Origin of the sequence: Vreelandella subterranea (assembly GCF_900111305.1) — a bacterium.
Classification (GTDB): Bacteria; Pseudomonadota; Gammaproteobacteria; order Pseudomonadales; family Halomonadaceae; genus Vreelandella; species Vreelandella subterranea.
In genome coordinates, this window is sequence record NZ_FOGS01000001.1 from 554,661 (window position 1) to 580,387 (window position 25,727).

The 25,727-nt window shown below is 54.8% G+C and carries 25 protein-coding genes; 14 read left to right on the top strand and 11 right to left on the bottom strand.

The features are described from left to right. Positions 1-26 precede the first annotated feature (26 nt). The 8 genes from BMX75_RS02515 to argC all read right to left on the bottom strand — a co-directional run bounded on the left by BMX75_RS02515 (position 27) and on the right by argC (position 7,930). Positions 27-794, bottom strand: coding sequence for a ParA family protein (locus BMX75_RS02515; protein WP_092824960.1), 768 nt, complete (start codon positions 792-794; stop codon positions 27-29). Further along, positions 795-1,460, bottom strand: coding sequence for a 16S rRNA (guanine(527)-N(7))-methyltransferase RsmG (gene rsmG, locus BMX75_RS02520; RefSeq protein ID WP_092824962.1), 666 nt, complete (start codon positions 1,458-1,460; stop codon positions 795-797). Beyond that, positions 1,457-3,361: a tRNA uridine-5-carboxymethylaminomethyl(34) synthesis enzyme MnmG gene (mnmG, locus tag BMX75_RS02525; protein WP_092824964.1), complete on the bottom strand. Its 1,905-nt coding sequence runs from the start codon at positions 3,359-3,361 to the stop codon at positions 1,457-1,459. Before mnmG ends, rsmG begins: the two co-directional genes overlap by 4 nt. 557 nt (positions 3,362-3,918) lie before the next feature. Next, positions 3,919-4,677, bottom strand: a complete 759-nt coding sequence (locus BMX75_RS02530) for an amino acid ABC transporter ATP-binding protein (RefSeq protein WP_092824966.1) — start codon at positions 4,675-4,677, stop codon at positions 3,919-3,921. Between the two features lie 11 nt (positions 4,678-4,688). Then, on the bottom strand, positions 4,689-5,360 hold the full coding sequence (locus BMX75_RS02535; RefSeq protein WP_092824968.1) for an amino acid ABC transporter permease: 672 nt from the start codon (positions 5,358-5,360) through the stop codon (positions 4,689-4,691). A 94-nt stretch (positions 5,361-5,454) separates the two neighbouring features. Continuing rightward, positions 5,455-6,225 carry a transporter substrate-binding domain-containing protein gene (locus tag BMX75_RS02540; RefSeq protein ID WP_092824970.1) on the bottom strand — a complete coding sequence of 257 codons (771 nt, stop codon included), beginning with the start codon at positions 6,223-6,225 and terminating at the stop codon, positions 5,455-5,457. 183 nt (positions 6,226-6,408) lie between these two features. After that, positions 6,409-6,762 carry an iron-sulfur cluster insertion protein ErpA gene (gene erpA, locus BMX75_RS02545; RefSeq protein WP_066315652.1) on the bottom strand — a complete coding sequence of 118 codons (354 nt, stop codon included), beginning with the start codon at positions 6,760-6,762 and terminating at the stop codon, positions 6,409-6,411. A 133-nt stretch (positions 6,763-6,895) separates the two neighbouring features. Continuing rightward, positions 6,896-7,930: an N-acetyl-gamma-glutamyl-phosphate reductase gene (gene argC / locus BMX75_RS02550; RefSeq protein WP_092824972.1), complete on the bottom strand. Its 1,035-nt coding sequence runs from the start codon at positions 7,928-7,930 to the stop codon at positions 6,896-6,898. 129 nt (positions 7,931-8,059) lie between these two features. On the opposite strand from argC, the gene BMX75_RS02555 reads away from it, so the two are divergent. The 10 genes from BMX75_RS02555 (at position 8,060) to BMX75_RS02600 (ending at position 17,904) form a co-directional block, all read left to right on the top strand. Further along, the gene (locus tag BMX75_RS02555) at positions 8,060-9,868 is read left to right on the top strand and encodes a chloride channel protein (protein ID WP_092824974.1); all 1,809 of its coding nucleotides are present in this window, start codon (positions 8,060-8,062) and stop codon (positions 9,866-9,868) included. A 2-nt stretch (positions 9,869-9,870) separates the two neighbouring features. Further along, entirely contained in the window at positions 9,871-10,302 is a 432-nt protein-coding gene (hemJ, locus tag BMX75_RS02560) for a protoporphyrinogen oxidase HemJ (RefSeq protein ID WP_066315640.1), read from the top strand. Further along, the gene (gene thiD / locus BMX75_RS02565; RefSeq protein WP_092824976.1) at positions 10,302-11,111 is read left to right on the top strand and encodes a bifunctional hydroxymethylpyrimidine kinase/phosphomethylpyrimidine kinase; all 810 of its coding nucleotides are present in this window, start codon (positions 10,302-10,304) and stop codon (positions 11,109-11,111) included. Before hemJ ends, thiD begins: the two co-directional genes overlap by 1 nt. Before the next feature lie 47 nt (positions 11,112-11,158). Then, positions 11,159-12,439 (top strand): glutamate-1-semialdehyde 2,1-aminomutase, encoded by a 1,281-nt coding sequence (gene hemL, locus BMX75_RS02570; protein ID WP_092825096.1) that lies wholly within the window; start codon positions 11,159-11,161, stop codon positions 12,437-12,439. A 75-nt stretch (positions 12,440-12,514) separates the two neighbouring features. Next, positions 12,515-12,880, top strand: a complete 366-nt coding sequence (locus BMX75_RS02575; RefSeq protein WP_245748322.1) for a hypothetical protein — start codon at positions 12,515-12,517, stop codon at positions 12,878-12,880. A gap of 520 nt (positions 12,881-13,400) precedes the next feature. Then, positions 13,401-14,072 carry a hypothetical protein gene (locus BMX75_RS02580; protein ID WP_092824980.1) on the top strand — a complete coding sequence of 224 codons (672 nt, stop codon included), beginning with the start codon at positions 13,401-13,403 and terminating at the stop codon, positions 14,070-14,072. 64 nt (positions 14,073-14,136) lie between these two features. After that, positions 14,137-15,015 carry a hypothetical protein gene (locus BMX75_RS02585; RefSeq protein WP_092824982.1) on the top strand — a complete coding sequence of 293 codons (879 nt, stop codon included), beginning with the start codon at positions 14,137-14,139 and terminating at the stop codon, positions 15,013-15,015. 76 nt (positions 15,016-15,091) lie between these two features. After that, complete coding sequence (locus tag BMX75_RS02590; RefSeq protein WP_092824984.1) at positions 15,092-15,799, top strand: C39 family peptidase; 708 nt, start codon at positions 15,092-15,094, stop codon at positions 15,797-15,799. Positions 15,800-15,831: 32 nt separating this feature from the next. Continuing rightward, entirely contained in the window at positions 15,832-16,638 is an 807-nt protein-coding gene (locus tag BMX75_RS02595; RefSeq protein ID WP_092824986.1) for a hypothetical protein, read from the top strand. 186 nt (positions 16,639-16,824) lie between these two features. Next, positions 16,825-17,904: a transporter gene (locus tag BMX75_RS02600; protein WP_245748323.1), complete on the top strand. Its 1,080-nt coding sequence runs from the start codon at positions 16,825-16,827 to the stop codon at positions 17,902-17,904. 207 nt (positions 17,905-18,111) lie between these two features. Here BMX75_RS02600 and BMX75_RS02605 read toward each other — a convergent pair whose 3' ends face one another. Then, on the bottom strand, positions 18,112-18,804 hold the full coding sequence (locus tag BMX75_RS02605; protein ID WP_092824990.1) for a response regulator transcription factor: 693 nt from the start codon (positions 18,802-18,804) through the stop codon (positions 18,112-18,114). A gap of 266 nt (positions 18,805-19,070) precedes the next feature. Between BMX75_RS02605 and rdgB the strand changes: the two genes are divergently transcribed. The 4 genes from rdgB (at position 19,071) to BMX75_RS02625 (ending at position 22,482) form a co-directional block, all read left to right on the top strand. Beyond that, positions 19,071-19,679, top strand: coding sequence for an RdgB/HAM1 family non-canonical purine NTP pyrophosphatase (rdgB, locus tag BMX75_RS02610; RefSeq protein WP_092824992.1), 609 nt, complete (start codon positions 19,071-19,073; stop codon positions 19,677-19,679). Beyond that, the gene (hemW, locus tag BMX75_RS02615; RefSeq protein WP_092824994.1) at positions 19,672-20,841 is read left to right on the top strand and encodes a radical SAM family heme chaperone HemW; all 1,170 of its coding nucleotides are present in this window, start codon (positions 19,672-19,674) and stop codon (positions 20,839-20,841) included. Before rdgB ends, hemW begins: the two co-directional genes overlap by 8 nt. Positions 20,842-20,876: 35 nt before the next feature. Continuing rightward, positions 20,877-21,563, top strand: coding sequence for a YiaD family glycine zipper/OmpA-like lipoprotein (locus tag BMX75_RS02620; protein WP_092824996.1), 687 nt, complete (start codon positions 20,877-20,879; stop codon positions 21,561-21,563). A 73-nt stretch (positions 21,564-21,636) separates the two neighbouring features. Then, positions 21,637-22,482 (top strand): 23S rRNA (adenine(2030)-N(6))-methyltransferase RlmJ, encoded by an 846-nt coding sequence (locus BMX75_RS02625; RefSeq protein ID WP_092824998.1) that lies wholly within the window; start codon positions 21,637-21,639, stop codon positions 22,480-22,482. Between the two features lie 17 nt (positions 22,483-22,499). Here BMX75_RS02625 and mnmE read toward each other — a convergent pair whose 3' ends face one another. Next, entirely contained in the window at positions 22,500-23,870 is a 1,371-nt protein-coding gene (gene mnmE, locus BMX75_RS02630; protein ID WP_092825000.1) for a tRNA uridine-5-carboxymethylaminomethyl(34) synthesis GTPase MnmE, read from the bottom strand. Between the two features lie 107 nt (positions 23,871-23,977). Next, positions 23,978-25,684, bottom strand: coding sequence for a membrane protein insertase YidC (yidC, locus tag BMX75_RS02635; protein WP_092825002.1), 1,707 nt, complete (start codon positions 25,682-25,684; stop codon positions 23,978-23,980). Between the last annotated feature and the right edge of the window lie 43 nt (positions 25,685-25,727).

The following is a 25,727-nucleotide window of genomic DNA, read 5'->3' on the forward strand; positions in this document are numbered from 1 at the left end:
CGTGATAAATAGATCAGTCGTGGTGATTATAGCGCGAGTCGACGAATTAGTTCTTTCGCTAACACACGATAGGCCTGGCTGCCGCGCGAAAAGCGCGCGTACTGGGTAACCGGCAGGCCATGACTGGGCGCTTCGGCCACTTTAACATTACGCGGAATCGTGGTTTTCAGCAGGGCATCGCCGAAATAATCACGCAGTTGCTTGTCAACTTCACGGGTCAGGCTCGTGCGCTTGTCGTACATGGTGCGCAGAATACCGGAGACAGCCAGATCCGGGTTGATGCTCTGCTTAATCTGCTCGACCGTATCCAGCAACGCCGAGAGGCCTTCCAGTGCATAGAATTCACACTGCAGCGGAATCAACACGCCGTGAGCTGCCGTAAGGGCATTCACTGTCAGCATATTAAGCGACGGTGGGCAGTCAATCAGCACGACGTCGTATTGTGACATAACGCCCGTCAGCGCCGTCGACAAGCCGCTTTCACGCTGATCTGAATGCATGAGTTCGACTTCCGCAGCGGTCAAGTCACCGTTGCTGGGTAGCACGTCATATTTCACGGGCGGCTGCCGGACAATCGCGTCGGCGGCGCTCGCTTCTCCCAAGAGGACGTCAAGAACGCTTTTTTCCAGGCTGTGCTTGTCGATACCACTGCCCATGCTGGCGTGTCCCTGAGGATCGAGATCCACCAGCAGTACACGGCGGTCGAGTCCGGCAAGGCTGGACGCCAAGTTGACGGCTGAAGTGGACTTGCCCACGCCGCCTTTCTGGTTGGTCAGGGCAATGATCTGGCTCACTTACTCAACTCCTTGTGGGGTCAGTATCAACAGCTGTCGCTCGGCCGTCTCAAAGGGGACATTTAACGTGTGTCTTGCGTGAAGCTGAACGTCACCCGGCAGATCGCGTAATTCTTCATTGGCACCAGGGCCTTTCATCGCCAGCCATTGCCCTTCGGCCGTCGGGAGTTTGCGCGTCAGATTAACAAAATCCACCAGGCTGGCGAATGCCCGCGAAATCACTTGATCGAAGACACTTTCAGCAAACTGTTCTACCCGCGCTTGAACCGGTGTCACATTCGACAGCCCCAGTTCCATCACCGCCTGACGCTGAAAGCGGACTTTTTTGCCGTTGCTGTCCAGAAGGGTCACGGATAGCTCGGGCTTGAGAATGGCCAGAACCAGTCCCGGCAGTCCTGGCCCTGAACCGACATCAAGCAGCCTGGGCCCTTCGACAAACGGCAGCACGGCGGCACTATCCAGCACGTGGCGCGATACCATGTCGTTAACATCGCGCACTGCGGTGAGATTATAAGCCCGGTTCCACTTGTGCAATAGAGCGAGCAGCCCTAGCAACTGGTCATGCTGCCGGGATGTTATGGGGGTGCCTAATGCGCTGAGCCCTTCATCCAGCCGTGTTGCGACCTGGCTGGGCAAACCGGAAAACAGCGTCGTTACGCTGCTCATCCGTTGGCTACCTCAGGTGTCGATATAAGCCGACGTTTCTTGAGTTGGATCAGCAAAATCGAGACAGCCGCAGGCGTCACACCCGAAATACGCGCTGCCTGGGCGAGGGTTTCAGGCCGTGCTTCGCTGAGTTTCTGGCGAATTTCATTGGACAGGCCTTCAATGCCCTGATAGTCCAGATCAGCAGGTAGGGGCATTGCCTCATGGCGCTTGAGTTTATCAATTTCGTCCTGCTGACGATCGATATAGCCCTGATACTTGGCTTGAATCTGGACTTGTTCAGCGACAGCTTCGTCGGTCACCGGCGAAGCCTCCAGACCGGGAAGATGGGTCAAGGCCTCATAGGTCAGTTCCGGGCGTTTAAGCAGATCGCTCAGCCGGTATTCGCGGTTCAGCGCCTGGCCGGTGTGCTCGGCAATGACAGTGGCGGCCGGGCTTTTAGGCTGAACCCAGGTGCTGGCAAGACGGGCTGACTCCTGTTCGATGGCATCGCGCTTTTGACTGAATGCTGCCCAGCGCACGTCATCCACCAGCCCCAATTCGCGGCCTTTTTCAGTGAGCCGGAGATCGGCGTTGTCTTCACGCAGTAACAGACGGTATTCCGCACGTGACGTGAACATGCGGTAAGGTTCCTTGGTTCCCATGGTGATCAAATCATCGACCAACACGCCAAGGTAGGCTTCGTCGCGGCGAGGATACCAGGCCTCCAGCTGCCTGGCACGGCGCGCCGCGTTCAGGCCTGCGAGCAAGCCCTGAGCACCGGCTTCTTCGTAACCGGTCGTGCCGTTGATTTGCCCAGCAAAAAACAGGTTGTGGATAAACTTGGTTTCCAGGGAATGTTGCAAATCCCGCGGATCAAAGAAATCGTACTCGATCGCGTAGCCTGGCCGAGTAATATGCGCGTTTTCCATGCCCTTGATCGAGCGCACAACCTGAAGCTGTATATCGAACGGCAGGGAAGTGGAAATCCCGTTGGGATACAGCTCATTGGTATCCAGACCTTCGGGTTCGATAAATATCTGGTGGCTTGATTTATCAGCAAAGCGATGGACTTTATCTTCTATCGAAGGGCAATAGCGCGGCCCGATGCCCTCGATTACGCCCGAATACATCGGCGAACGTTCGAGATTCGCCATGATGATTTCATGAGTGCGCTCGTTGGTGTGAGTAATATGACAGCTCAGCTGCTTAGGATGCATTTCCCGTGAGCCGAGGTAGGACATTACCGGTGTAGGCGTGTCACCGGGTTGCTCTTCAAATTGAGAGAAATCAACGCTTTTGGCATCAATGCGCGGCGGCGTACCGGTTTTCAGCCGATCAACCCGGAACGGCAGAGCACGCAGTCGTTCAGCCAGGGCGTTTGACGGCGCATCGCCCGCTCGGCCACCGCGACTTTGGTCGAGCCCGATGTGAATTACCCCGCCGAGGAAAGTACCGGTCGAGAGCACCACGGATTCACTGTGAAATCGGATACCGGTTTCCGTTACCACGCCACGAACCGTGTTGTTGTCGACCATGAGGTCGCCCGCAGCCTGCTGGAAAATCGTCAGGTTTGACTGATTCTCAAGCATGCCACGGATGGCTGCTTTGTAGCGTACGCGGTCAGCCTGGGCGCGGGTTGCTCGAACGGCAGGCCCTTTGCGTGCGTTCAAGACACGAAACTGAATGCCACCTGCGTCTGTGGCAAGCCCCATGGCGCCGCCCAGCGCATCAATTTCCTTGACGAGATGGCTTTTGCCAATCCCGCCAATGGCCGGGTTACACGACATTTGGCCGAGTGTTTCGATGTTGTGCGTGAGCAGCAAGGTTTGACAGCCCATGCGAGCAGAGGCCAGCGCGGCTTCAGTTCCCGCATGGCCACCGCCGATGACAATGACATCAAAGCGGTCAGGGTAATTCAAGAGACACCTCGTCTTGTGCCATCAGGCACGGATGAGTTGAGTCGGTGCATGAGCACCTTAATTCAATAAGCCCGCCAGTATAAACCCCTTGTGGGTAACCGTCAGTTTTTTCCACACCCCCATTGGCCCAGCAGCCCTTATTAATAACAACATAAATATTATATAAGAGAAGTTCTATTGATGTTGTTACTACTGGTGTGGACAAAATCTGTTGATAAGCAAATTAAATTTATAATTTTCAATGGTTTATATTGTTGACTTTTGCATGATTAAACGGCGGACTAACTGAGTAGAAACGGTGTTGGGCCTGTGGATGAAAGCTCGTTTTATCCACCGATGTGATAAGGCACGGGTTTTCCACTCGTGTATACCGGAGTTGTTACCGTGACTGTGAACAAGTGAAGGAAATGCGATCAATCCCGCGTTAAGGCGGCATGATGGTGGCTAGCGAGGGATTGAGGCCATTCAGAAAATTAGTTTATCCACAGGCAAAAAAAATGGCCTGTGGTGATCACAGGCCATTGAAGGTCGTTTATCAAGCGTATTTTTTGGCTAACTCAGTGCTTGAGTACCCGGGCTAAAAATGACTGGGTACGTTCGTGTCGAGGCTTGTCGAACAGCTGTTCAGGAGGTCCCTCTTCGGTGATTTCCCCCTGGTGAATGAACACCACACGGTCCGCAACTTCACGCGCGAAACCCATTTCATGGGTAACAATGACCATGGTCATGCCTTCTTTAGCAAGCTCTCGCATGGCATCCAGCACCTCACCGATCATTTCAGGGTCCAGCGCCGAGGTAGGCTCGTCAAACAGCATTAACCGCGGCTCCATGGCAAGTGCACGGGCGAGCGCCACACGCTGCTGCTGACCGCCGGAAAGCTGACTGGGATACTTGTCGGCCTGGTCGGCGATGCCTACCCGGTCGAGGAGCCGCTTGGCAGCTTCCAGGGCATCTGAACGGTTCCAGCCGCGCACTTTCATGGGTGCAAGGGTGACGTTGTCGATAACGCTTAAGTGAGGAAAGAGATTGAACTGCTGGAACACCATACCGACTTCAGTGCGGATGGTTTGCAGTGCCTGGCCACTTTTGCCGTTGGGCAGTAACTCGTTACCGTCGACCTCCAGCGAACCGGACTGGAATTCCTCCAGTCCGTTGATGCAGCGGATCAGTGTCGATTTACCCGACCCGCTGGCACCGATCACCACGACCACTTCACCAGGGGTGATGTGCATATCAATGTTTTTGAGTACGTGCAGGCTACCGAAGTGTTTATTGAGCTGCTGCATACGCACAATCTGCTGAGCATTGTCGTTCATTGTGCGTCTCCTTATTGGCCTACCAAGCCTTTGTTTTCAAGCTGGCGCAAGATGATTGAAAGGGACCAGGTGATAGCGAGGTACATGATAGCCACCATCAGGTAGACCTCCATCGCGGTAAAGGTGCTGGCAATGTAAACCTGGCCCTGACGAACCAGCTCACCTACCCCGATCACCGAAAATAAAGAGGTATCCTTGATACTGATAATGCCTTGGTTGCCCAGTGGCGGGATCATGCGGCGAAACGCCTGGGGCCAGATGACATATCGAAACGCCTGGGTACGTGACAGCCCCAGCGACAGGGAAGCTTCTCGCTGGCCTCGTTCAATGGATTGAACACCGCCTCGCACGATCTCGGAAATATAAGCCCCCGAGTTAACGGCAATGGCCGCAATGCCCGCAACGAGGGCATTGATAGGACTCCCTAGCAGTTGTGGTAGACCATAGAAGATGAACAGCACCTGAACCAGAATAGGGGTGCCACGAAAGACTTCGACATAGACAATGGCGGGCCAGCGCAGCCAGCGGAGTGGGCTGATGCGTAGAAGGCCAAAAAAGATGCCGATAAAAAAGCCGATGGCGAGTCCGCCAAAGGAAATCAGCAGGGTATAGGGGATCCCCGGTAGCAGATGGGGAATCGAGTTAATGGTCGCTTCCCAATTAAACTCAAAGCTCGGTTCCACGCGCGTTCTCCTGAGAGACGAGAAGACAAACAAAGAGGGCCGGGGGCGAGGCCGCCCGGCCCTGATAAAATGGTCAAAAAACGATCAGCGGTAATTATTCGTCGCTGGGTGATTCACCAAACCATTTTTCATAGATTTCATCGTAGGTGCCGTCTTCGCGCATTTCAGCCAAGGCTTCGTTGGTGGGTTCCACCCACTCGCTGCCTTTGTTGAAGACGATGCCATATTGCTGGCCCTCGTAGAGGGGACCCACCACCTTGGTGCGCCCTTCACCCCGGGTTTGCGAGAAATACGCCACATTGGGGGCATCGTAGAAGACGGCATCGACGTTGCGACCCAGCAGCGCCATGTACATGTCAGAAGTGCCGGGGTAAGGCGTATAGTCGGCGTTGTCACCAAACTTTTCTTCCAGGAAATCGTAGCTGGTGGAGCCTGTCTTGGTGGCGATGGTCATGCCTTCCAGGTCATCAATGTCTTCAACGTCGCTATCGGCTCGAACGATGATCCGCAGGCCTGAATCGTAGTAGGGGTCAGAAAAGTCAACGATCTCCGCCCGCTCTTCGGTAATGGTGATACCGGCAATGGCAATCTCCTGGTTGCCGGTTTGCACGGCAGGAATAATGCCTGAAAAGTCCATGGTGGTGAGATTGACTTCAAAGCCCGCCCGGTCGGCCACTTCGTTGATGATGTCCATGTCAAAGCCGACCATCTCGCCGGTTTCTTCATCCATCATCTCAAAGGGCACGAAGCTGGGGTCAGTGGCGACATTGACGGTAGGCATCTCCTGCGCCTGAACAGAAGCGCCGCCCAACGCAAGTGTCAGGGCGGATAAAGGCAATACGGTGCGTGATAGCAGTGATTTCATAGGTTTTTCCCCGTGGTTGTATGGCAACGCGCCACAAAGCAGCGTTCACCGCTTTGCGACTGGTATCCAAGCCTGTTATTGACATAATAACCTTGGCGAGAAACCATCGGGGCGTCAAGTCACGGGTGGGAATTGTGATAAACGCTGGGTCGACGCTGCCAAACCTTACTCGAGGTGACGCTGCTACACCATAAACGATGCACCACAGCCACAGGTGGTGGTGGCATTGGGGTTTTGCACGCGAAAACGGGCGCCGGCAAGGCCTTCTTCGTAGTCAACGGTTGAACCCACCAGATACTGATAGGAGAGGGGATCAACCACCAGAGCGGCGTCACCAAATTCGATAACGGTGTCGTCATCAGCGACGTTATCGGCAAAATCAAAGCCGTATTGGAAACCGGAACAGCCACCGCCGGTGACATAAACGCGTAGTTTAAGTGTTGAGTTGTTTTCCTCTGCCATCAAGGCGTTGATACGTTTTTGAGCACTATCGGACAACAACAGTGGCGTTGGAACAAAGGATTCTGCGCTGCTCATGGCTACCTCCCGTGAGCGAATAGGGCGAAGGTCACTTGGTGACAGAAGCTCGCCCCGAAGCGAATAGACTGCATGAATGTTAATTATGAGTAAAACCTAGCAAAAGGGTCAACTATTACCGATCCAATGGCGGCTAGGGCATGACAGCCGGGGCATTTAGGCCGGTGGCTTCGTCAAAGCCAAACATCAGATTGAGGTTTTGGACGGCCTGCCCCGAGGCCCCTTTCACCAGATTGTCGATCACCGATAGCACCACGATCGTGTCACTGTTCTCCGGCCGGTGAACCGCAATACGGCACGTATTGGTGCCTTTCACGCTGCGGGTTTCCGGGTGGCTGCCAGCGGGCATGACGTCAACGCAGGGTTCGCCTGCGTAGCGACGTTCAAACAGTGCCTGAAGGTCGCCGGGTGCTGCGTTGAGGGTCGAATACAGGGTAGCGTGAATACCGCGAATCATGGGCGTCAGATGCGGTACGAAGGTCAGGCTCACGGCACCGGCCTGAATGTCGGTGAGCCCTTGGCGTATTTCGGGCAGGTGGCGATGCCCGGAAGCACCGTACGCTTTCATGGACTCGCTGGCTTCGGCCAATAACGAACCGACTTTAGCCCCACGACCGGCACCCGTGACGCCTGACTTGCAGTCGGCGATCAGCCGTCCGGCATCCACCAAACCGGCTTCCAGCAATGGCAGATAACCCAACTGAACGGCGGTAGGGTAACACCCCGGTACAGCGACCAGACGCGCCTTTTTGATCTGTTCACGGTGCATTTCCGGCAGGCCGTAGACCGCTTCGCCAAGCAAGGCAGGTGCGCCATGGGGCTGACCATACCAGTGAGACCATTCGTCGGCATCGCGCAGGCGAAAATCCGCGGAGAGATCAATCACGCGGGTCCCTTGATCCAGCAGTTCGCCTGCCAGTGCGTGAGCCACCCCGTGGGGCGTGGCAAAAAACACCGCATCCAGACAGCCCAGCTGTTTGGCATCGGGCTCGCTGAACGCCAGCGTGTCGTAGTGCCCACGCAGATTTGGGTACATGTCGCTGACCTTCATGCCCGCTTCTGAACGTGACGTGATCGCTGCTACTTCGACGTGAGGATGCATGGCGAGAAGCCGAAGCAGCTCGACGCCGGTGTAGCCTGTGCCGCCAACAATGCCTACCTTGATCACAATGACTCCTTGCATATTTTGTGCGCAAACCGAATCGCTAACGGCTTAAGCATAGGATACCAAGCTGTTTATGCGTAGCCAGCTATGATACACAAGAGTGTATAGACACAAGAGCAAGGATGGTCGCCTGTGGCGCGTTTTTCTCGATCTGATTTCACCCTGGACAGTTTCCGGCGCCAGTTGGCCAATGTCGATGCGCTGCCCCAGCTGTGCGTATTGGGCTTGGTGTCGGGGCTGATTACCGGTGCCTTGATGGTCGTGTTTCGTTTGCTGCTCTCGGCGGGGGCCTTACTTTATATGCCCGAGGGCAATCCGGAAGCGTTCGAATCGTTGGCGCCCTGGGGGCGGGCGGCGCTGCCGTTTATGGCCGTTGGCTTGATCGGCACCTTGCTTTATCGCCAGAAAGCCGCGGCCCGCAAGCTTGGCGTGGGCCATGTCATTGAACGCTTGACCTACCATCAAGGCCGTTTTCCATTGCGAAACTGGCTCAACCAGTGGTGGGTGGGCGTCGTAGCCGTGCTGGGGGGCCTCTCTGCTGGTCGCGAGGGGCCTGCCATTCACCTTGGGGCGGCGGCGTCGAGTGGCCTTGGCCAGCGGATGCGTCTACCCAACAACAGCTTACGGGTACTCGTCGCCTGCGGTACCGCCGCGGGGATTTCGGCCTCATTCAACACGCCCATTGCCGGTGTCATCTTCGCCATGGAGGTGGTGATGATGGAATACACAATGATGAGCTTTATGCCCGTTATATTGGCGTCCATGATGGGGGCGCTGGTGGCTCAAGTGGTTTACGGCAATGAACCGGCGTTTCATATTCCCGACGTTGCCCTGGGTTCATTAATGAACCTGCCTTGGGTGGTGATGACGGGGCTGGTGATTGGTTTGCTGGCGGGCGGGTTCATCCATTTATCGCGCTTGCAGCATTTTCAGCAGTGGCCATTGTGGGGCCGCTTGGGGGTTGTTGCATTTATAACCGGTGTGGCCGCTTTCTGGTTTCCCGAGGTGCAAGGGATTGGCTACGACAGTGTGGCTGCCGCGCTCAATAATCAGTTGGCGGTTCAAGTACTTCTGGCATTGATTGCGGTAAAGCTGGTAGTGACGGCGCTGACGGTTGCCGGCGGGGTACCTATCGGGATCATTGGCCCGGTATTGGTGATAGGCGCCGCGACGGGGGCCCTGAGTGGCCTCTTAGGGGGCTGGGTATGGGGGGCCAAAGCCGCTGACCCCGGCATTTATGCCATGCTGGGGATGGCGGCGATGATGGGGGCCGTCTTGCAAGCACCGCTGGCGGCGCTCATGGCACTACTGGAGCTCACCCATACGCCAGGCATCATGTTGCCGGGCATGTTGGCAGTGGTGGTTGCCTGCTTGACGTCGCGTCAATTGACCGGTTGCGAGGGGTTTTTTATCAGCAGCGTGCGCTATGGGCTGCACCCGTTGCAGCAGCCGTTGATGCAAGCGCTTTCCAGGGTCTCGGTGCCGGCGGTGATGGAGCGTCATCTGGTACGCACATCGCGGATGATAACGCCGGATCAGGCGCGCCGCTTACTGGAAAATAACCCGATATGGCTGGTGATCGAACGCTCCACTTCCGATAAGCCGGTGCTTGGGCTTAAAGCCGCTGCCCTGGCGCGTTGGATGATTGAGCACGACGAGTCTTCAAGCGATAACGCCTCCAATGAGGGGTTGATCGATTTATTGGAAATACCCGGGGAGCGGCTTGAGATGGCGCCTATCGCGTTGCAGGCAACCCTTTCCGAAGCTTTTCTGACGTTGCAGAATGACGCTCTGGACGCGCTTTACGTGGTGCACGGTAATCGGCCGAAACAGCGGCGTATTTCAGGTATCATCACGCGTGGCGCTATCGAGCGTTACTACCATTACAGCGATCCTCGCGATAATGATTCATCTCACAAAGAGCCTCAGCCTAAGGAGTGACAATGTATTTATGGATCAAAGCGATTCATCTAATCGCGATGGTAACCTGGTTTGCCGCCATGTTTTATCTACCCAGGCTGTTTGTCTACCATGCCCAGGCACGCGATGCGGATGACCAGCAAGCGATGACATATTTTACGACCATGGAACGTAAGCTGTATCGAGGTATCATGATGCCGTCGATGATTGCCGTGCTGATTTTTGGTGGCTGGCTTCTGTATCTGGCACCCGCCTGGCTCAGCCAGGGATGGATGCACGCAAAACTGCTGCTGATTGCGCTGTTGATTGCCTATCACCATGTCTGCCTGATTTACTTCAAGCAGTTCAGTCAGGCACGCTGCACCAAAAGTCATGTGTTTTTCCGCTGGTTTAACGAGTTACCGGTGATTGGCCTGATCGGCATTATCTTGCTGGCGGTGGTGAAACCGTTCTGATGCGCCAACCATTGCCCCCTGTTGTGCTAGTACTGGCCGGGCATGACCCGACCGGTGGCGCTGGGTTGATCGCCGATAGTGAATCCATCGCTGCCTGCGGCGGCTGGGCGGTGACCGTTCCCACCGCGCTGACCATTCAAAACTGCCATGACGTTGTGCGGGTGGTGCCCACCGATGCACATCTCATCAACCAGATGGTCGATGAAATCGCTACCTTGCCAGTGGCGGCCATCAAGCTTGGTTTGATCAGTAGTGAGGCAACCCTTGAGGCGGTCATATCGATTATCCGGCGTTTCCCAGGAGTCCCGGTGGTGGCCGACCCGGTGCTGAAAGCGGGTGGCGGCGCTGAACTCTCGACACCTGAGTTGCGTCAAGAGTACATCGCGCGACTGCTTCCCCTGGTCGATATCCTGACACCCAACCGTGCCGAATTGGCAGCGCTCACGCCCGAATGCCAGGCAACGGATGACGATACGGCAAGGGCGGTAGTTCTGCTTTCGCTGGGCTGTCAGGCGGTGCTGGTGTCGGCGACCGATGATCCGTTACCCGGCAATGACGATCAGGTATTACTGACGCTGCATTCACCGGATAATACCCGACAATGGCTATGGCCGCGTTTACCAGAGCAATTTCATGGTTCGGGGTGCACGCTGGCATCGTCGATTGCAGCCCGCCTGGCTGTAGGTGAGCGCTTACTTACAGCCTGCGAGCAGGCCCAGCACTATACTTGGCAAAGCTTGTCACAAGGTTATGAGACCCCAAGTGGGCAGTATTTACCTAACCGTACCCCACGCGCTTCACGCTTTTGATTTGATGACGCCATGCGATTAATGACGCAATGAATGAAGAGGACGCCATGACGACTTCCGCTGAATTGTTTGAACTAGCCAGCCGCCATATTCCGGGCGGCGTTAACTCCCCGGTGCGGGCCTTCAAGGGGTTGCATCGCCCGCCGGTATTCATGGAGCGCGCACAAGGCGCTTATCTGTTCGACGTTGAAGGCAACCGCTACGTCGACTATGTGGGTTCATGGGGGCCGATGATTACCGGGCATGCGGACCAGGACGTGCTTGCGGCGGTGCGTGCCCGGTTGGATAACGGCCTCTCGTTTGGTACTCCTACGGCGGTTGAAACCACCATGGCGGATCTGATTTGTGAAATGATTCCGTCGATGGAAATGGTGCGCATGACCAGTTCCGGCACCGAAGCCACGATGTCGGCCATTCGCCTCGCTCGCGGCGCTACCGGTCGAGACAAGATCGTCAAGTTTGAAGGCAACTACCACGGTCACTCCGATTCGCTGCTGGTCAAAGCCGGGTCCGGAGCGTTGACCCATGGCGAGCCGAGCTCACCGGGGGTACCAGCGTCGCTTGCCGAGCACACCATTACCTTGTCGTATAACGATCCTGAGGGTGTCGAAGCGTGCTTTGAAGAGATGGGCGATGAGATCGCCTGCATCATCGTCGAGCCGGTCTCCGGCAACATGAATTGCATTCCGCCTCAGCCGGGCTTTCTCGAGACGCTGCGTCGCGTGTGTAACGAGCACGACAGCGTACTGATTTTTGATGAAGTGATGACCGGCTTTCGCGTCGCCCTTGGCGGCGCCCAGGCTCATTATGGTGTGACCCCCGACCTGACCTGCCTTGGCAAGATCGTGGGTGGCGGTATGCCGGTGGGTGCCTTTGGCGGTAAACGCGAGATCATGCAGAACATCTCGCCGATGGGGCCGATTTATCAGGCGGGCACGCTCTCAGGCAATCCGCTGGCCATGGCGGCTGGTATTGCACTGTTGACCAAGCTTCAGGTACCCGGCTTCCATGATGCCCTGACGCAACGTGTTGAAACCTTATGCACCGGTCTGCAGGAACGCGCTAACGCCGCCAATGTGCCGATGATGACCCAATCGGCGGGCGGTATGTTCGGGATCTTTTTTACCGGTCAGCGCCGTGTGGATAACTTTGCCCAGGCGACCGCGTGTGACCCAGAAGCCTTTCGTCGATTCTTTGGTGCAATGATCGATCAAGGCGTGTATCTGGCGCCCTCGGCGTTCGAAGCCGGATTTATGTCCAGCGCCCATACACCCGAAGATATCCAGAAAACACTGGATGCCGCCGAGAAAGCCTTTGCTTTAATGTAACAGCAAGTAACGAAAATTCCGTTATACTTAAAGAGCCGCTGATATCCAGCGGCTCTTTGCGTTGTAGAGGCCATTATGAAACGACTCTGGATGTGGCCAGGCGCCACGCTATTGGCAATGGGGTTAACCATCCACCTACCGTTAAGCGCTCAATCGCTTGAGGAGCCATCGATGAATTCGATTCGTATTACCATGGAAGGGTCGGAGGGTGCGGCGTTTTCCGCCCATTGGCGCATCACCCACGAGGGTGAAACCACCGAACACATTGAGGAAAACGGCACGGTACCGGCAGAATTCAGTTTTGAGGGCACTGCCCTTGAAGGCACGGTCAGGCTGTTAAGCGATGGTGATCGCCTGGTAGTGGATATCCAGAAAGGCACTAACCGCTCGCGGTCTTCCACTCAGGGTAAGGGTGGCACGCTGACGGTGTCGATTCGCTAGTAAAACCGCCAGCGAAATGAACAGCCGCCTGACGATAGGCGACTCAAAGCAGAGCGACAGCATGTTCTGCTCCTATTGCGTTTTGAATTTCCGGTGCACCTCTCCAAGCCGAATTGTAACATAATGATGCGGCCAACTTTCTTGGGCCGATCTAGCGCTGTAAACCTCCCTATCTCTCGATAAAGACCAGTAAAAGCTCGATTCGATCATCGATCATAACCGTGTCAAGGCACCAAAAGTCGGACTTTTTCACTGTGCCAATTAATATAGTCCTCTTTATCACTTTGTATTTTAATTATTTTTCCGTTAATTGATGAAATAGCTAATGCTGCTCTGCTCAAGCAGGCTCATCTTTCCCTAGCCCATTCTGCATTAAAAAAACCACCGATTGATTTGACAAATATCAGGTGTGCTCGCTTTCCATCCTCTCCTACTATGTAAATCAATATTTCGTTAAATGTCTTTTTGTATCTTTATGTATCTTTAAACGGTGACCCACCTACGGTCGAAGGTTGAGACGATGATGGCACAACATGAAAAAAGGCTTGAGGCAGCGCCCATGCTGATAAAGGGGTTATCGACCCTCATCATGGCTGGCTTCATCGCGAGTGCCTGGGGACAGGAGCGTCTTCAGGACGATAGCTTTCACCGGGTTTTCAATACCACTTACCGAGCCGCTTCGCTGATTGATGGCAATTCGCTCAGCAATGTACAGGGCGCTATCAACGTCAATATAGCCGCCGGTAACAGCAATTTACAGAACAACTCCGGTGTCATTGCCATGGGTGACTACGCCCTGGCTAACAACATCGTGGTTCAGGTTGTTTCATCGAATAATCGCCTCGCACCGGAACAGGCTACTGCCGTTATCAAAGATGACGCATTGAGCCAGGCGGTTGGCTGGATATCCGTCAACCAGGCCGCGGGGCAAGAAAATGTGCAGAGCAACACCTTGAGTGTTGCCCTGGGCATGAGGGGCAGTTCCCTGAACAGCGAATCGCTGAGCCAGGTGGTGTCCCGGACGCAGGAGCCGACTGGGGAGTCGGATGACAGCGGGGGTTCACGAAAAGTCGCCATCGAGGATTCGGCTTTCTCTGGGTCGCGCGGTGTCATTCAGGTGAATCAGTCGGCGGGAAGGGGCAACGCTACTGGGAACCATGTGGGCATCCGTATGACATCCGGTGCTCGCTGATAGTGGTAGTCGTGCCTTCATAACATCAAAAGCAATACTTGCAGGTTCATTCAGGAGAAAGACGATGAAAACATTCGCAAAAGCACCGCTCGCCATGGCTATCGCTGCCCTTCTCGCAGCTCCCTATGCGCTAGCTACCACACCCATACCCACTCCTGAAGATGATAGTTATGTCACAGACAGCACTATCACTTCTGATTGGACTAATACTGTTGACGTGAGTGTCTCTCACACCGTCACAAACGCGATCGACGTGGACCTTGATGTAACGGTAGACGATCCCGCGGATCACTTCTCCGCTGCCACCATTGACCGTAAGCAGATCAGTGGCGATAACATCGTGAATGATCATGCAGGCTCAACAAACAATGCCACGATAAACAACTCTGGTAACGGTGCTACAGGCAACATCGGCGTTAACATGGCAAGCGGCGGTCTCAATAGCCAGGCTAACGATGCGGCAATTTCCAAGGGCAGTGAAGGAACAACAACTACAACCTTCAGTATTCCTACGCCTTTAGGACCAGTTAGTGGAAGTAAGAACTATGACGCCATGGTTTTTGCCAAGGCAGCAACTTTCTCCCTTCAGTCTGGTTCTAATAACGAGTACAACACCGGGGACACTACTAACGCAGCTAGAGTAACCGACTCGTTCAATAACGCTTCTGGTAACCTTGGCGTCAATATGGCCGCCGGCTTCGGCAATGCTCAGAATAACGGCATGACGCTGGCTGCGGGCCAGAATAGCTCCGCTGAAGCCACTATCGCCGGGGTCCAGTCAGTCGACAATACCACTCTGAACGCTGCCTGTGGCTGTGGAGATAGCAATACCTCTACTCTTAGTAACAGCTTCCAGCGCGCTTCGGGTAACGTTGGGGTCAATGTGGCCTCGGGCAATGCCAACATGCAAAGCAACAACCTGTCGATTGCCCGTAGCAAGTGATCAAACGCGGGTAATTCATGCCCGGCCCGCTTTGCGGGCCGGGTTTACGATTACGGACGCTTTGCTGGAGGCAATTATGAAGTCTTTAGCGATTTCGTTTCTTGGGATCAGTCTGGCGACTGGTTTGCTTATGCAGGCCAATCACGCCGAATCAGCGGCTATCCGGATGGGCAATATCGTACCGGGTACCTTGGTATCGAAGGAAGTTCAATCTATATTGGAGCGCAAGTTCGAGAATCTGGTCCCTCAAGAGACTGACTTCTCCTGCGGCGCGGCTTCTCTGGCAACCATCCTTAAATACGCCTATGGCCGGTCAAATGTTACCGAAGAATCCGTCCTTCAAGGCTTGTTCGAAATTGCTGATGCCAACGAAGCAAGAAAGCTGGGCTTTTCACTGCTTGATCTCAACAACTATGTCGAAACGGTTGGGCTGCGGGGGCGAGGTTACAGTATCGACGAGCCTGCGCTAGATACGGTTTCGATCCCAGTCATTGTGCTGCTGGATTTGGATGGCTATCAGCACTTCGTGGTGCTGAAAAAGGTTGAGGGTGATCGGGTCTATGTTGGCGACCCGGCGCTAGGCAATAAGGTAATGAACCGCTCCGAATTTGTTGAGGCTTGGAACAACGTCATCTTTGCTGTGGTGGGGGAAAACTTCGATACCAGTACGGTACTGCTTGACCCGGCTCAGCCGCTGACCGCACGTCGACTCACTGATGTCTTTTCGCCGGTTCCCAAACAACAATTACTGGATTTCGGGTTTCGCCATGCTGAGGTGTTTTAAGCGCCTGGCTTAGCGACCATGAGGGTGGAAACATGAACAGGTATAAAAGCATTCGGCGGTGGGGTGAGGCGATGGCGGTTCCGCTAATCGGCGTCTCTGTTATGTTAACCGGCATACCGGCGGTGCAGGCGGCCACTGTGGCGACTGACTTCAGTGATCCGACTTTCAAATCCGGTAGGCAATTGTCAGATAGCGAACTGGCGCAGCTACGTGGTAAGGCTGTTAACAGCCGCGAGGTACTTTTTTTTGGCGTGGAAATGTCAACCAGCTGGAAAACGTCGCTGGGCGAGGACATTCATGCGCGGGCGAATCTGGGTATTAACATGGCGAGTGGTCGGCCTTCACCCACGTTTTCTTCCCATATCACTTCCACTACCCCGGAGGAATACGCCGCTTATCAGCAGTCTGTAGCTGACTCATCTTCAGTGAATGGTATGGGTTTATCAAACGGCAGAGGTATTGTACAGCTGGTCCAGGCCGGTGGCGATTTCAATACGGCCAATAACGCCTTCTGGGTTGATGTAGGGGGAGGTACCGGACGTGACAGCAGCCAACCTGCTAATGGCAAAACAGAGCTGTCACAGGGAGGTGCTCTTGTGAAGGTTGGCAGACAGGCAGGCGGGATTGGTATGACGATGACAGTGCCCGGCGCGGGGGTTGTTAGTCAGGATATAAGCCCTGGTCGTGGCCTCCATCAAGCGATCCAGCTTACCAGTGACCACCAGCAAATTAGCAACATGACGCGCTTGAGTGTTCAACTGGGAAATGTTTCTGAGTCGGGTATCAACCGTAATTTAAAAAACGTGTTGAAATCGGTTCGCGCATTGGATCGCCTGTAATCCAGAACCATTTCAGCCTATTTATTGCTTAAGAGGCCGATTATCTTCGGCCTTTTTCATGCTTATAGGCCTAATGCTATTGCCTGTTAAGCTGACTGAGGGTATCAAGAACTTGGGGACTTCCTTCGCGATTGAAGGAATGAAGGTGAAAGGCTCTTACAGAGTTCATATTTAAGGGGATCACTAATGCAGTATAATAAACCGACAAGCACGTTGCAGTCTGCGGGTCACCGATTTCTGTTCCCGTTATGTATTTTCACGGCAGGGAGTCTGTCGACGGCGGCCATGGCACAGGGTACCAATGACGATGTCGTTCGAGAGGCCCAGCCCAGCCAGAGCGTTCAAAACGTTCTACGCGAAGAACATGCGCTCTTCTCTGACCGCTTAACGATTGAGCCAGGTATCAGCTACTCGTACTCTGATCGCAGTGAATTAGCGCTAAGCGGATTTCTGGTGCTTGATGCCATCTTTCTGGGCGATATCAGCGTCGATACGGTCGAAAGCCATACGACCACTTTTGATGTGAGTACCCGTTACGGGGTAAGTGATCGACTAGAAGTGGAGCTGGTCGTTCCCTATGTCTACCGTAGCAGTCACTATGAAACCATCGGTGCCGGTGGGGCGACAAACGAGCGAGTCGAAGAAACCGTCAGTCAAGGCGATTTGGGGGATATAAGTGCTGGCCTCTACTATCGTGTTTTGGCTGAAACTCCGTCCCGGCCTGATGTGGTATGGAATTTTTCCGTTCTGGCACCGACAGGCAAACATCCATACGGTATAGAAACTACTACAGTAGATGCAGAAGAGAGCGAGGTGGAAAACCTGACTGTGCCGAATGACTTGCCTACTGGTAATGGTGTCTGGGGTGTCAGTACTGGCCTTTCGTTTCTCAAGACTGTCGATCCGGCCATCATTTTTGCCAACGTTGGCTACACTCATAACATCGCTAGGGACTTTGATAATATTAATGCCAACATAGATTTGGGCGATAGCATTCGTCTAGGATTTGGCACAGCCTTTGCTCTGAATGAGCGTTTCAGCCTTTCCATGTCGTTTTCCCATCAGCATTCCTTGGATACCAAAGTAACTCCTGAGGGAGGGGCTGAGCGGTCGGTAATTGGTAGTAGCGCCAATGCCGCCTCGTTCAATTTCGGGGCTACCTATGGTTTGTCGGACTCCACCTCGATTGTGACCAGTCTGGGTATTGGCTTGACCGACGATGCGCCGGACTTCACGCTCAATTTCCGTATGCCTTTCCAGATCTAGAGCCCAAGCTCAACGCTCCTTGCACCTAGCTTGGTTCAGGGAGCGTTTATGATACGGTTTTCGCCATTGAGCTAACTTCGCCAGCATGAATAAAAGAGTGTCAGTACTTTGGGCTCTGGGCAGAAGAAGGAGAGTCAGCACTGCCAACTTAGATAGGAAAACTAGAAAAACAAAGGCATTTACCATGCCCCTTCGTCCCGCCATTGGCTAATGGCGGCGCTGCAAGCTTCGTGCGGTTTCGATATTGGGCAAAATGGGCCCCAGGTTCTGATGAATCCAGTTCAGCGCCTGAATGCGGTTGTGCACGTTGATTTTGCGGAAAATGTTGTAAAGGTGAGACTTGACGGTGTGTTCGCTGAGGAACAGTTTTTCTGCGATTTGATGATTCGATGCCCCGGCACTCAGCAGCGAGATGATTTCCATTTCCCGGTTGGTGAGCCCGCAGGCAGGGCGGAAGGCGTTGTTCTGGTACTTGCGGTAGAACAGGATCAATCGGGTCATGAGTTCTCGGGACATCCACAGCTCACCTTCCAGCAGCGCATGAATACCTTTGCAAATGACATCCAGGCTCTCCTGTCGATAGAACACGCCTTTCAATTGCGCGCACGACAGGGCTTCAAGCGCGTGATCCATATCGCGGATGTTGAACGCGGCCAAAGGCGAGTTGCTGAGCGTCTCGGGTAACTGATGTTGCCAGTCTGGCAGGGTATCAACCCCGATATGATCGCTATCGATCAGCATCAAGGCGTCTCCTGCTGATGGTGCAGTGACCTTTTCATGGGGTGACTGAATCTGCACACGGCACTCGGTATGAGTCCCCAGATATTCCGCAAATAGTTGTGATTGTGGGCTTTTTTCGGTAACGACAAATACCGTATCAGGAGCCTTGTGCTGCGGCATTGGAGGGCCCTCGTAGAAATAACGGATGGGTAGGTCACAATTTAAGTGTTGTCTATACGTTGTTAAATGTAAATATATGTTACTAGAAAGTCATTAAATAATATGGCGGTGAATGCTTTTTCTATAGTAAGTAGCTGAATATAAATGGTTATTATTTTTCTAGTACTTTATCTCCTCAGAATGGATGTACATGTAGTTACATTAAAGTTACTTTTGTCGATCCAAAGGCATGCGTAAACTGATCGCTCACTCTAGGAGGTCGCCGCATGACCCATACACAAACACTTGTGCTTGCCAGCGGAAACGCTGGTAAATTGAAAGAATTCAACGAATTATTAGCGCCTCTTGGTTTTGATGTCCGTCCTCAAGCGGATTTTGGCGTTCACGACGTGGCAGAGACAGGCGTGACCTTTGTGGAAAACGCGCTTATTAAAGCCCGGGAAGCGAGCCGCCAAAGTGGATTACCGGCCCTGGCTGATGACTCAGGTCTAGAGGTCGATGCGTTACAGGGCGCACCTGGCATCTATTCCGCCCGTTATGCGGGCGAACCCAAAAGTGACCAGCGTAATAACGCCAAGTTGCTTGAGGCCTTGCAGGATTGCCCGGAAGGGCAGCGAACGGCACGTTATTGGTGTGTTCTGGTTTACCTGCGCCATCCTGAGGACCCGGTGCCCGTTATTGTGCAGCGTAGCTGGGAAGGCGAAGTGCTGGCGCACCCACGCGGTGAGGGCGGCTTTGGCTATGACCCGCTATTCTGGCTGCCCGATCAGAGCACGAGCGTGGCGGAATTACCCAGCGAGACAAAAAATCGTCTGAGCCATCGTGGACGTGCCCTGAGCGGGTTAGTCGACGTCTTGAAGGTGGCCCATGGCTGAGCTGTTGCCGCCGTTATCTTTGTATATCCATACACCCTGGTGCGTGCGCAAATGCCCTTATTGCGACTTTAATTCCCATGAGCCCCAGGACAATGAATTACCAGAAGCTGCCTACCTTAAGGCGCTGCTACAGGACATCGATGGCGATCTTGAACTGGCGGCGGGACGAACCATCCAGAGCATATTTATCGGCGGTGGCACCCCCAGTCTGCTTTCACCAGCTTTCTATAAAAGCCTTTTAAGCGAAGTAAGTGCTCGCTTACCGTTTGCAGAGGCAATTGAAATCACCCTTGAGGCCAACCCGGGTACCACCGAGCAAAGCCGCTTTACCGGCTACCGAGATGCCGGTATCAACCGGCTTTCGCTCGGGGTACAAAGTTTCCATCCGGACCAGCTGGCCGCATTGGGTCGAATTCACAGCGGTGAAGAGGCGATCAACGCCGTCAACCAAGCGCGAAAGGCGGGCTTCGATAACCTCAATATTGACCTGATGCACGGTCTGCCGCAGCAGACGCCGCAACTGGCGATGGCGGATATCGAGCAAGCGCTGGCGTTATCCCCTGAACACTTGTCCTGGTACCAGCTGACGCTGGAGCCCAACACGGCGTTTTATGTCCATCCGCCCACTTTGCCTCATGAAGAAACCCTTTGGGATATTCAGGATCAGGGCCATTTACGTTTACAGCAGGCGGGACTGGCACGTTACGAAATTTCCGCTTATGCGCGCCCTGATCGACAGAGTCTGCACAATCTCAATTATTGGCAGTTTGGCGACTATCTGGGCATCGGGGCGGGGGCACACGGTAAGCTGAGCCATATGGATGCCGAGGGGCAGTGGCATATTGAGCGGCGTTGGAAAACGCGTCAGCCAGATGCCTATTTAAGGCGGGTGAATGACCCACGCGGCTTTATCGCGGGCAAGCAGTCCATTGATGAAAACGAACTGCCGCTGGAGTTCTCGATGAATGCACTGCGTCTGATCCAGGGGGTTCCTGTCTCGATGTGGTCAGCGCATACGGGGTTGCCGGTTGATGGGCTATTGGCGCGCTTACACAATGCCGAGAAAAAAGGACTTTTGATGGAAATGCCAAAAAGACTGCAAGCATCGCCGCAAGGTCTATTATTCTTGAACGAGTTGCTGGCTTTGATAAGCGACGAGTAACTTCATAGTTAGATGACAATATTAAGGAGTGAGCGATGCGTATTTCTCGACTATTGACCCCGTTAGCGGCCGCTGTGCTGGTTGCCGGTTGTGCAACCTCGGACCCTTACGGCGGCGGTCAAACTCAGCGCTCATCGACGGCCACCGGCACAGGTATTGGTGCCGTGGTAGGCGCGGCTGCCGGTGCGTTGTCCGGGGATGGTAGCACCAGCCGCCGAGATCGGGCGCTGATCGGGGCGGCGGTAGGTGCCGCAGCGGGTGCTGGCATAGGGGCTTATATGGACCGCCAGGAGCAACAACTGCGCCAAAACCTGGAAGGCTCGCGCATCGAAATTGATCGTCGTGGCGACGATATCGTGCTGAACATGCCAAGTAGTGTGACCTTCGGCTTTGATTCCGCTGAATTGACCAGCCAGGCCCGTAGCTCATTAAACGAAGTGGCCAATGTGGTCCGTGAATATGCTGACACCCGGATCAACATTGCGGGTCATACCGATAGCACCGGTGACGAAGCTTATAACCAGCGACTGTCTGAGCGCCGGGCTCAGGCCGTGGGGAGTTATCTGAGTCAGAATGGCGTGTCGTCAATGCGCTTGAATACCCGTGGCTTTGGTGAATCCCAGCCGGTGGCCAGCAACGATACTGAAGAAGGACGCAGCCAGAACCGCCGCGTCGAAATCACCTTGACGCCGACGGCGGAAGCCCAAAACCAAGGCAGCTAAGCGTACCGCTGTGAAGCCATTTCAATGCCCGCTATGCTGAGTAGCGGGCTTTTTTATGAGTTGTCGAATTATCATGTTGTCATATCAACACGCGTATCATGCGGGTAATTTTGCCGATGTGCATAAGCATTTAACGTTATTTGCAACCATCGAGTACCTGCTGCGCAAAGCTTCACCCGTGACGTATATCGATACCCACGCGGGGCGGGGATTTTACCCACTGTCGAGTGAAGAAACCCAGCGCTTGAAGGAGTATCGGGACGGTGTCTGGCCTCTCTGGGAAGCGGCTCAATCGGTGTCCGATCCGCTGCTATGCAGTTGGCTGGATGCCCTGTCACGTGCGCAGCGTCATCCCGATGCATTGACTCATTACCCCGGCTCCCCCTGGTGGATAAGCCAAGCACTACGTGCCAAGGAGCAGTTGTACGGGTTTGAATTGCACCCTGGTGAGCACCAGCATTTGGATGACCAGGCGCTGGCACAAGGCGTCGTGCGAATTCATGGTGATGGTTTGCAGGGATTATGCCAGCGCCTGCCTGTTGCAACGCCGCGTGTCTGTGTGCTGATTGACCCAAGCTACGAGCGTAAAGACGAGTATCAGGTGGTGGCGGATACCCTTAGTGTGGCGCTTGCGAAAGCGCGTCACGCGGTGGTGTTGATCTGGTACCCATTGCTGCCTGCCAATAACCACAAGGTGCTGTTGGAAGCGCTTGAGCGCAGCGGCATCCGCAAAATCTGGCGTAGCGAGTTGTGCCTGCGAGCCGCGGAGACCCATGAGCGCGGCATGTACGGTAGCGGGATGCTGGTGATCAACCCGCCCTGGGGACTCGATGAGCGCCTGGCGGGCGCGATGACCCAGTTGACCCCGCTGTTGGGCGCACAAAGCCGCTATCGGGCGTCTTGGTTGGTCGAGGAGTAGCGCCCGCTTAGGAAAGCTTATTTGCCGATGCAGAAGCTGCCAAAAATTTCCCCCAGCAAGTCGTCGGCGCTGAATTCACCGGTGATTTCGCCCAGCGCCTGCTGCGCATCGCGTAAATCTTCCGCCAGCAATTCACCGGCGCCATTGCCCTCGAGCTGTCGGCGGCCGGTTTCAAGGGCGTTCATTGCCCGGTCAAGCGCATCCAGATGGCGGCGGCGGGCCGAAAAGCGTCCTTCGGTGGTCGCTGAGAAGCCCATGATATCTTTCAGGTGGGCTTTCAAGTTATCCACACCGGCTCCCGTTTTTGCTGAAAGCCGTACCGTGGGTGGCGTTGTGGATAAGTCTATGCCCGCTTGCTCGGCGCTGGTGTCGATTTTATTTCGTACCAGCGTCAGGCGCTGCTGGTCCGGCAGCCGGGCGACAAATTCAGGCCAGATTGCCATGGGGTCGGTTTCATCGGTCGTTGAGGCATCGACCAGCAGCAGTACGCGGTCGGCGCCTTCGATCTCTGCCCAGGCCCGGGCGACGCCGATTTGTTCCACCGCGTCAGGCGTATCGCGTAGCCCTGCAGTATCAATCACATGCAGCGGCATCCCATCGATATGGATATGCTCGCGCAGCACATCCCGCGTGGTACCGGCAATGTCGGTGACGATGGCGGTGTCCTGCTCGGTCAGCGCGTTGAGCAAGCTTGACTTTCCTGCATTGGGACGCCCGGCAATAACAACGCTCATACCCTCGCGCATCAGGGCACCCTGTCCAGCGGCTGACCGAACGTCGTTAAGCTCATGGTGTACATCGTCCAGCAGGCTCGCCACGTGGCCATCAGCTAGAAAGTCGATTTCTTCTTCGGGGAAATCAATTGCTGCCTCGACATAGACACGCAGTTCGATAAGCCGTTGTACCAGTCCGGCGACCCGGCTGGAAAACTCGCCCTGAAGCGAACGCACCGCGTTTTCGGCGGCCGAACGAGAGGTGGCATCTATCAGGTCGGCAATGGCTTCGGCCTGGGCGAGGTCAAGCTTGTCGTTCAGGAAAGCGCGCTCCGAAAACTCCCCTGGTCTTGCCAGGCGGGCGCCTAACTGGACGCAGCGCTCAAGCAGCATATCCATGATCACCGGCCCGCCGTGGCCATGTAGTTCGAGCACATCTTCACCGGTGAACGAGTGAGGATCCGGGAACAGTAGCGCGATCCCCTCATCGATACTGTCTTCTGCGCCCATAAAAGCGCCATAGTGTGCGTAGCGGGGGGCTGGGCAGTGGCCTAGCATGGCGACGGCAATGTCGCGGCAGGCGGGGCCAGAAACACGAATAATACCGACGCCACCACGACCGGGAGGCGTGGCCAGGGCGGCGATGGTGTCTTGGGTATAGAGTCGGTCTGCCATGGCGTTTCTCTTTTAGGTGCAGGTGGCAAGTGAGCGTAGTGTGAGTTTTACCCCTGAAACACCAGACCCCCGCAAGGGCGGGGGTCTGGGTGTTCAAGGTATCGGCTTTATTTTTTGGTTTTCATGCCTTTGCCGATACTTGGGTCCTGCTCGATCTTGCGCGTAATAAAGTACTGCTGCGCCACCGAGATAATGTTGTTGACCACCCAGTAGATCACCAGGCCCGCCGGGAACCACAGGAAGAAGAACGTAAAGATGATGGGGAGCATCTTCATGATCTTCGCCTGCATGGGGTCAGGCGGCGTGGGGTTAAGCTGTTGCTGTACGAACATCGAAAGCCCCATCAGAATCGGCAGAATGAAGTACGGGTCTTTCACCGACAGATCCTGTACCCAGAAGATGAAGGGAGCGTGACGCAGTTCAACGGATTCCAGCAACATCCAGTACAAGGCGATAAAGACGGGCATCTGCACCAGGATCGGCAAACAGCCACCCAGCGGGTTGATCTTCTCCTTCTGGTAGAACTTCATCATCTCTTGAGACATCTTCTGGCGATCATCGCCATACATCTCCTTGAGACGCTGCATCTCGGGGCCAAGCTTGCGCATCCTTGCCATCGACTTGTAAGCCTTGGCAGATAGCGGGAACAGAATGGTTTTTACCAACACCGTCAACAGCACGATGGACCAGCCCCAGTTGCCGACAATGTCGTGGATCTTGTCAAGCAGCCAGAAGAGCGGGTTGGCCAGGAACCACAGCCAGCCATAGTCGACCGTCAGGCGAAGGTTAGGCGCTACCTGCTCAAGATGATCCTGAACCTTGGGCCCCATATAGAGGGTGGCGCCCAGGGAGGCTTCTTGTTCCGGCGCCAGCTCGCTGGTAGGCCCAGCAAAGGCGACGACATTACGGTTACGCGAATCCGTGGAGACGTAGTAGAGGTTCTGTTGATTTTGAGAAGGTGCCCAGGCCGAGACAAAGTAGTGCTGGATGATGGCAATCCAGCCGCCTTGTGCCTCTCGATTATTGAAGCTGCCGCTCTGGATGTCGTCAAAATCAATCTTTCCGTAGGTTTCTTCAGGCGTCGAATATGCCGCACCCAGGTAAGAGTTCATGCCCATGCTGACGCCGCTTGACGGATCAGGGCTGTTATCCCGGGCAAGCTGGCCGATAAAACGAGCGCTGACGGGCTCATCGGAGTTATTGGCCAGGTAGTAATTGACGTCAACGGCGTAATTGCCGCGTTCGAAGGTTAGTCGCTTGATGACGTCGATGCCGTTTACTTCGGCGGTGAGGTTGACCTCAAGCTGTTCTTCGTCATCGCCCAGCAGGTATTCGCTGTTGTCGGGGGTAAAGGCAATACGATTAGCGTCCCCGTTAAGCTGAAAGCCCGAGCGTGCGACGTAGCTACGCGTTTGATTGTCGGATAGCAGGACATAACTGCGATCCGACTCGAGCGCCTGTTTATGTTGCGGCAAGGCGGCATAAACGATATCGCCACCGTGTGGATCGATGCGAACGTCCAGCACGTCGGTGGTCACCGCGATGAAGTCACGGCTGTCATTGCTGCTCTCGCCGCTGTTCAGTGCGTCCTGCGTAGCGGCAGCGCCATCACCGGGAACCGACAGGTTATCCGCGTCGCTGCCGCCAGACGTACCGCCACCTTCCGCCGTTGCGTTGTCATTGCTGCTTTGGCGTTGCGATTGTTCGGACGACGATTGATAAGACGTCTGCCCGTAATCCTGATTCCACTGTACAACCAGTAGATAGGCCAGAATGGCAAGTGGAATCAGTAATATAAGTCGTTTTACGTCCATGAGGGTTCTGCCCGCTGGGTGGTGAACATGCTAATGGCGCAGT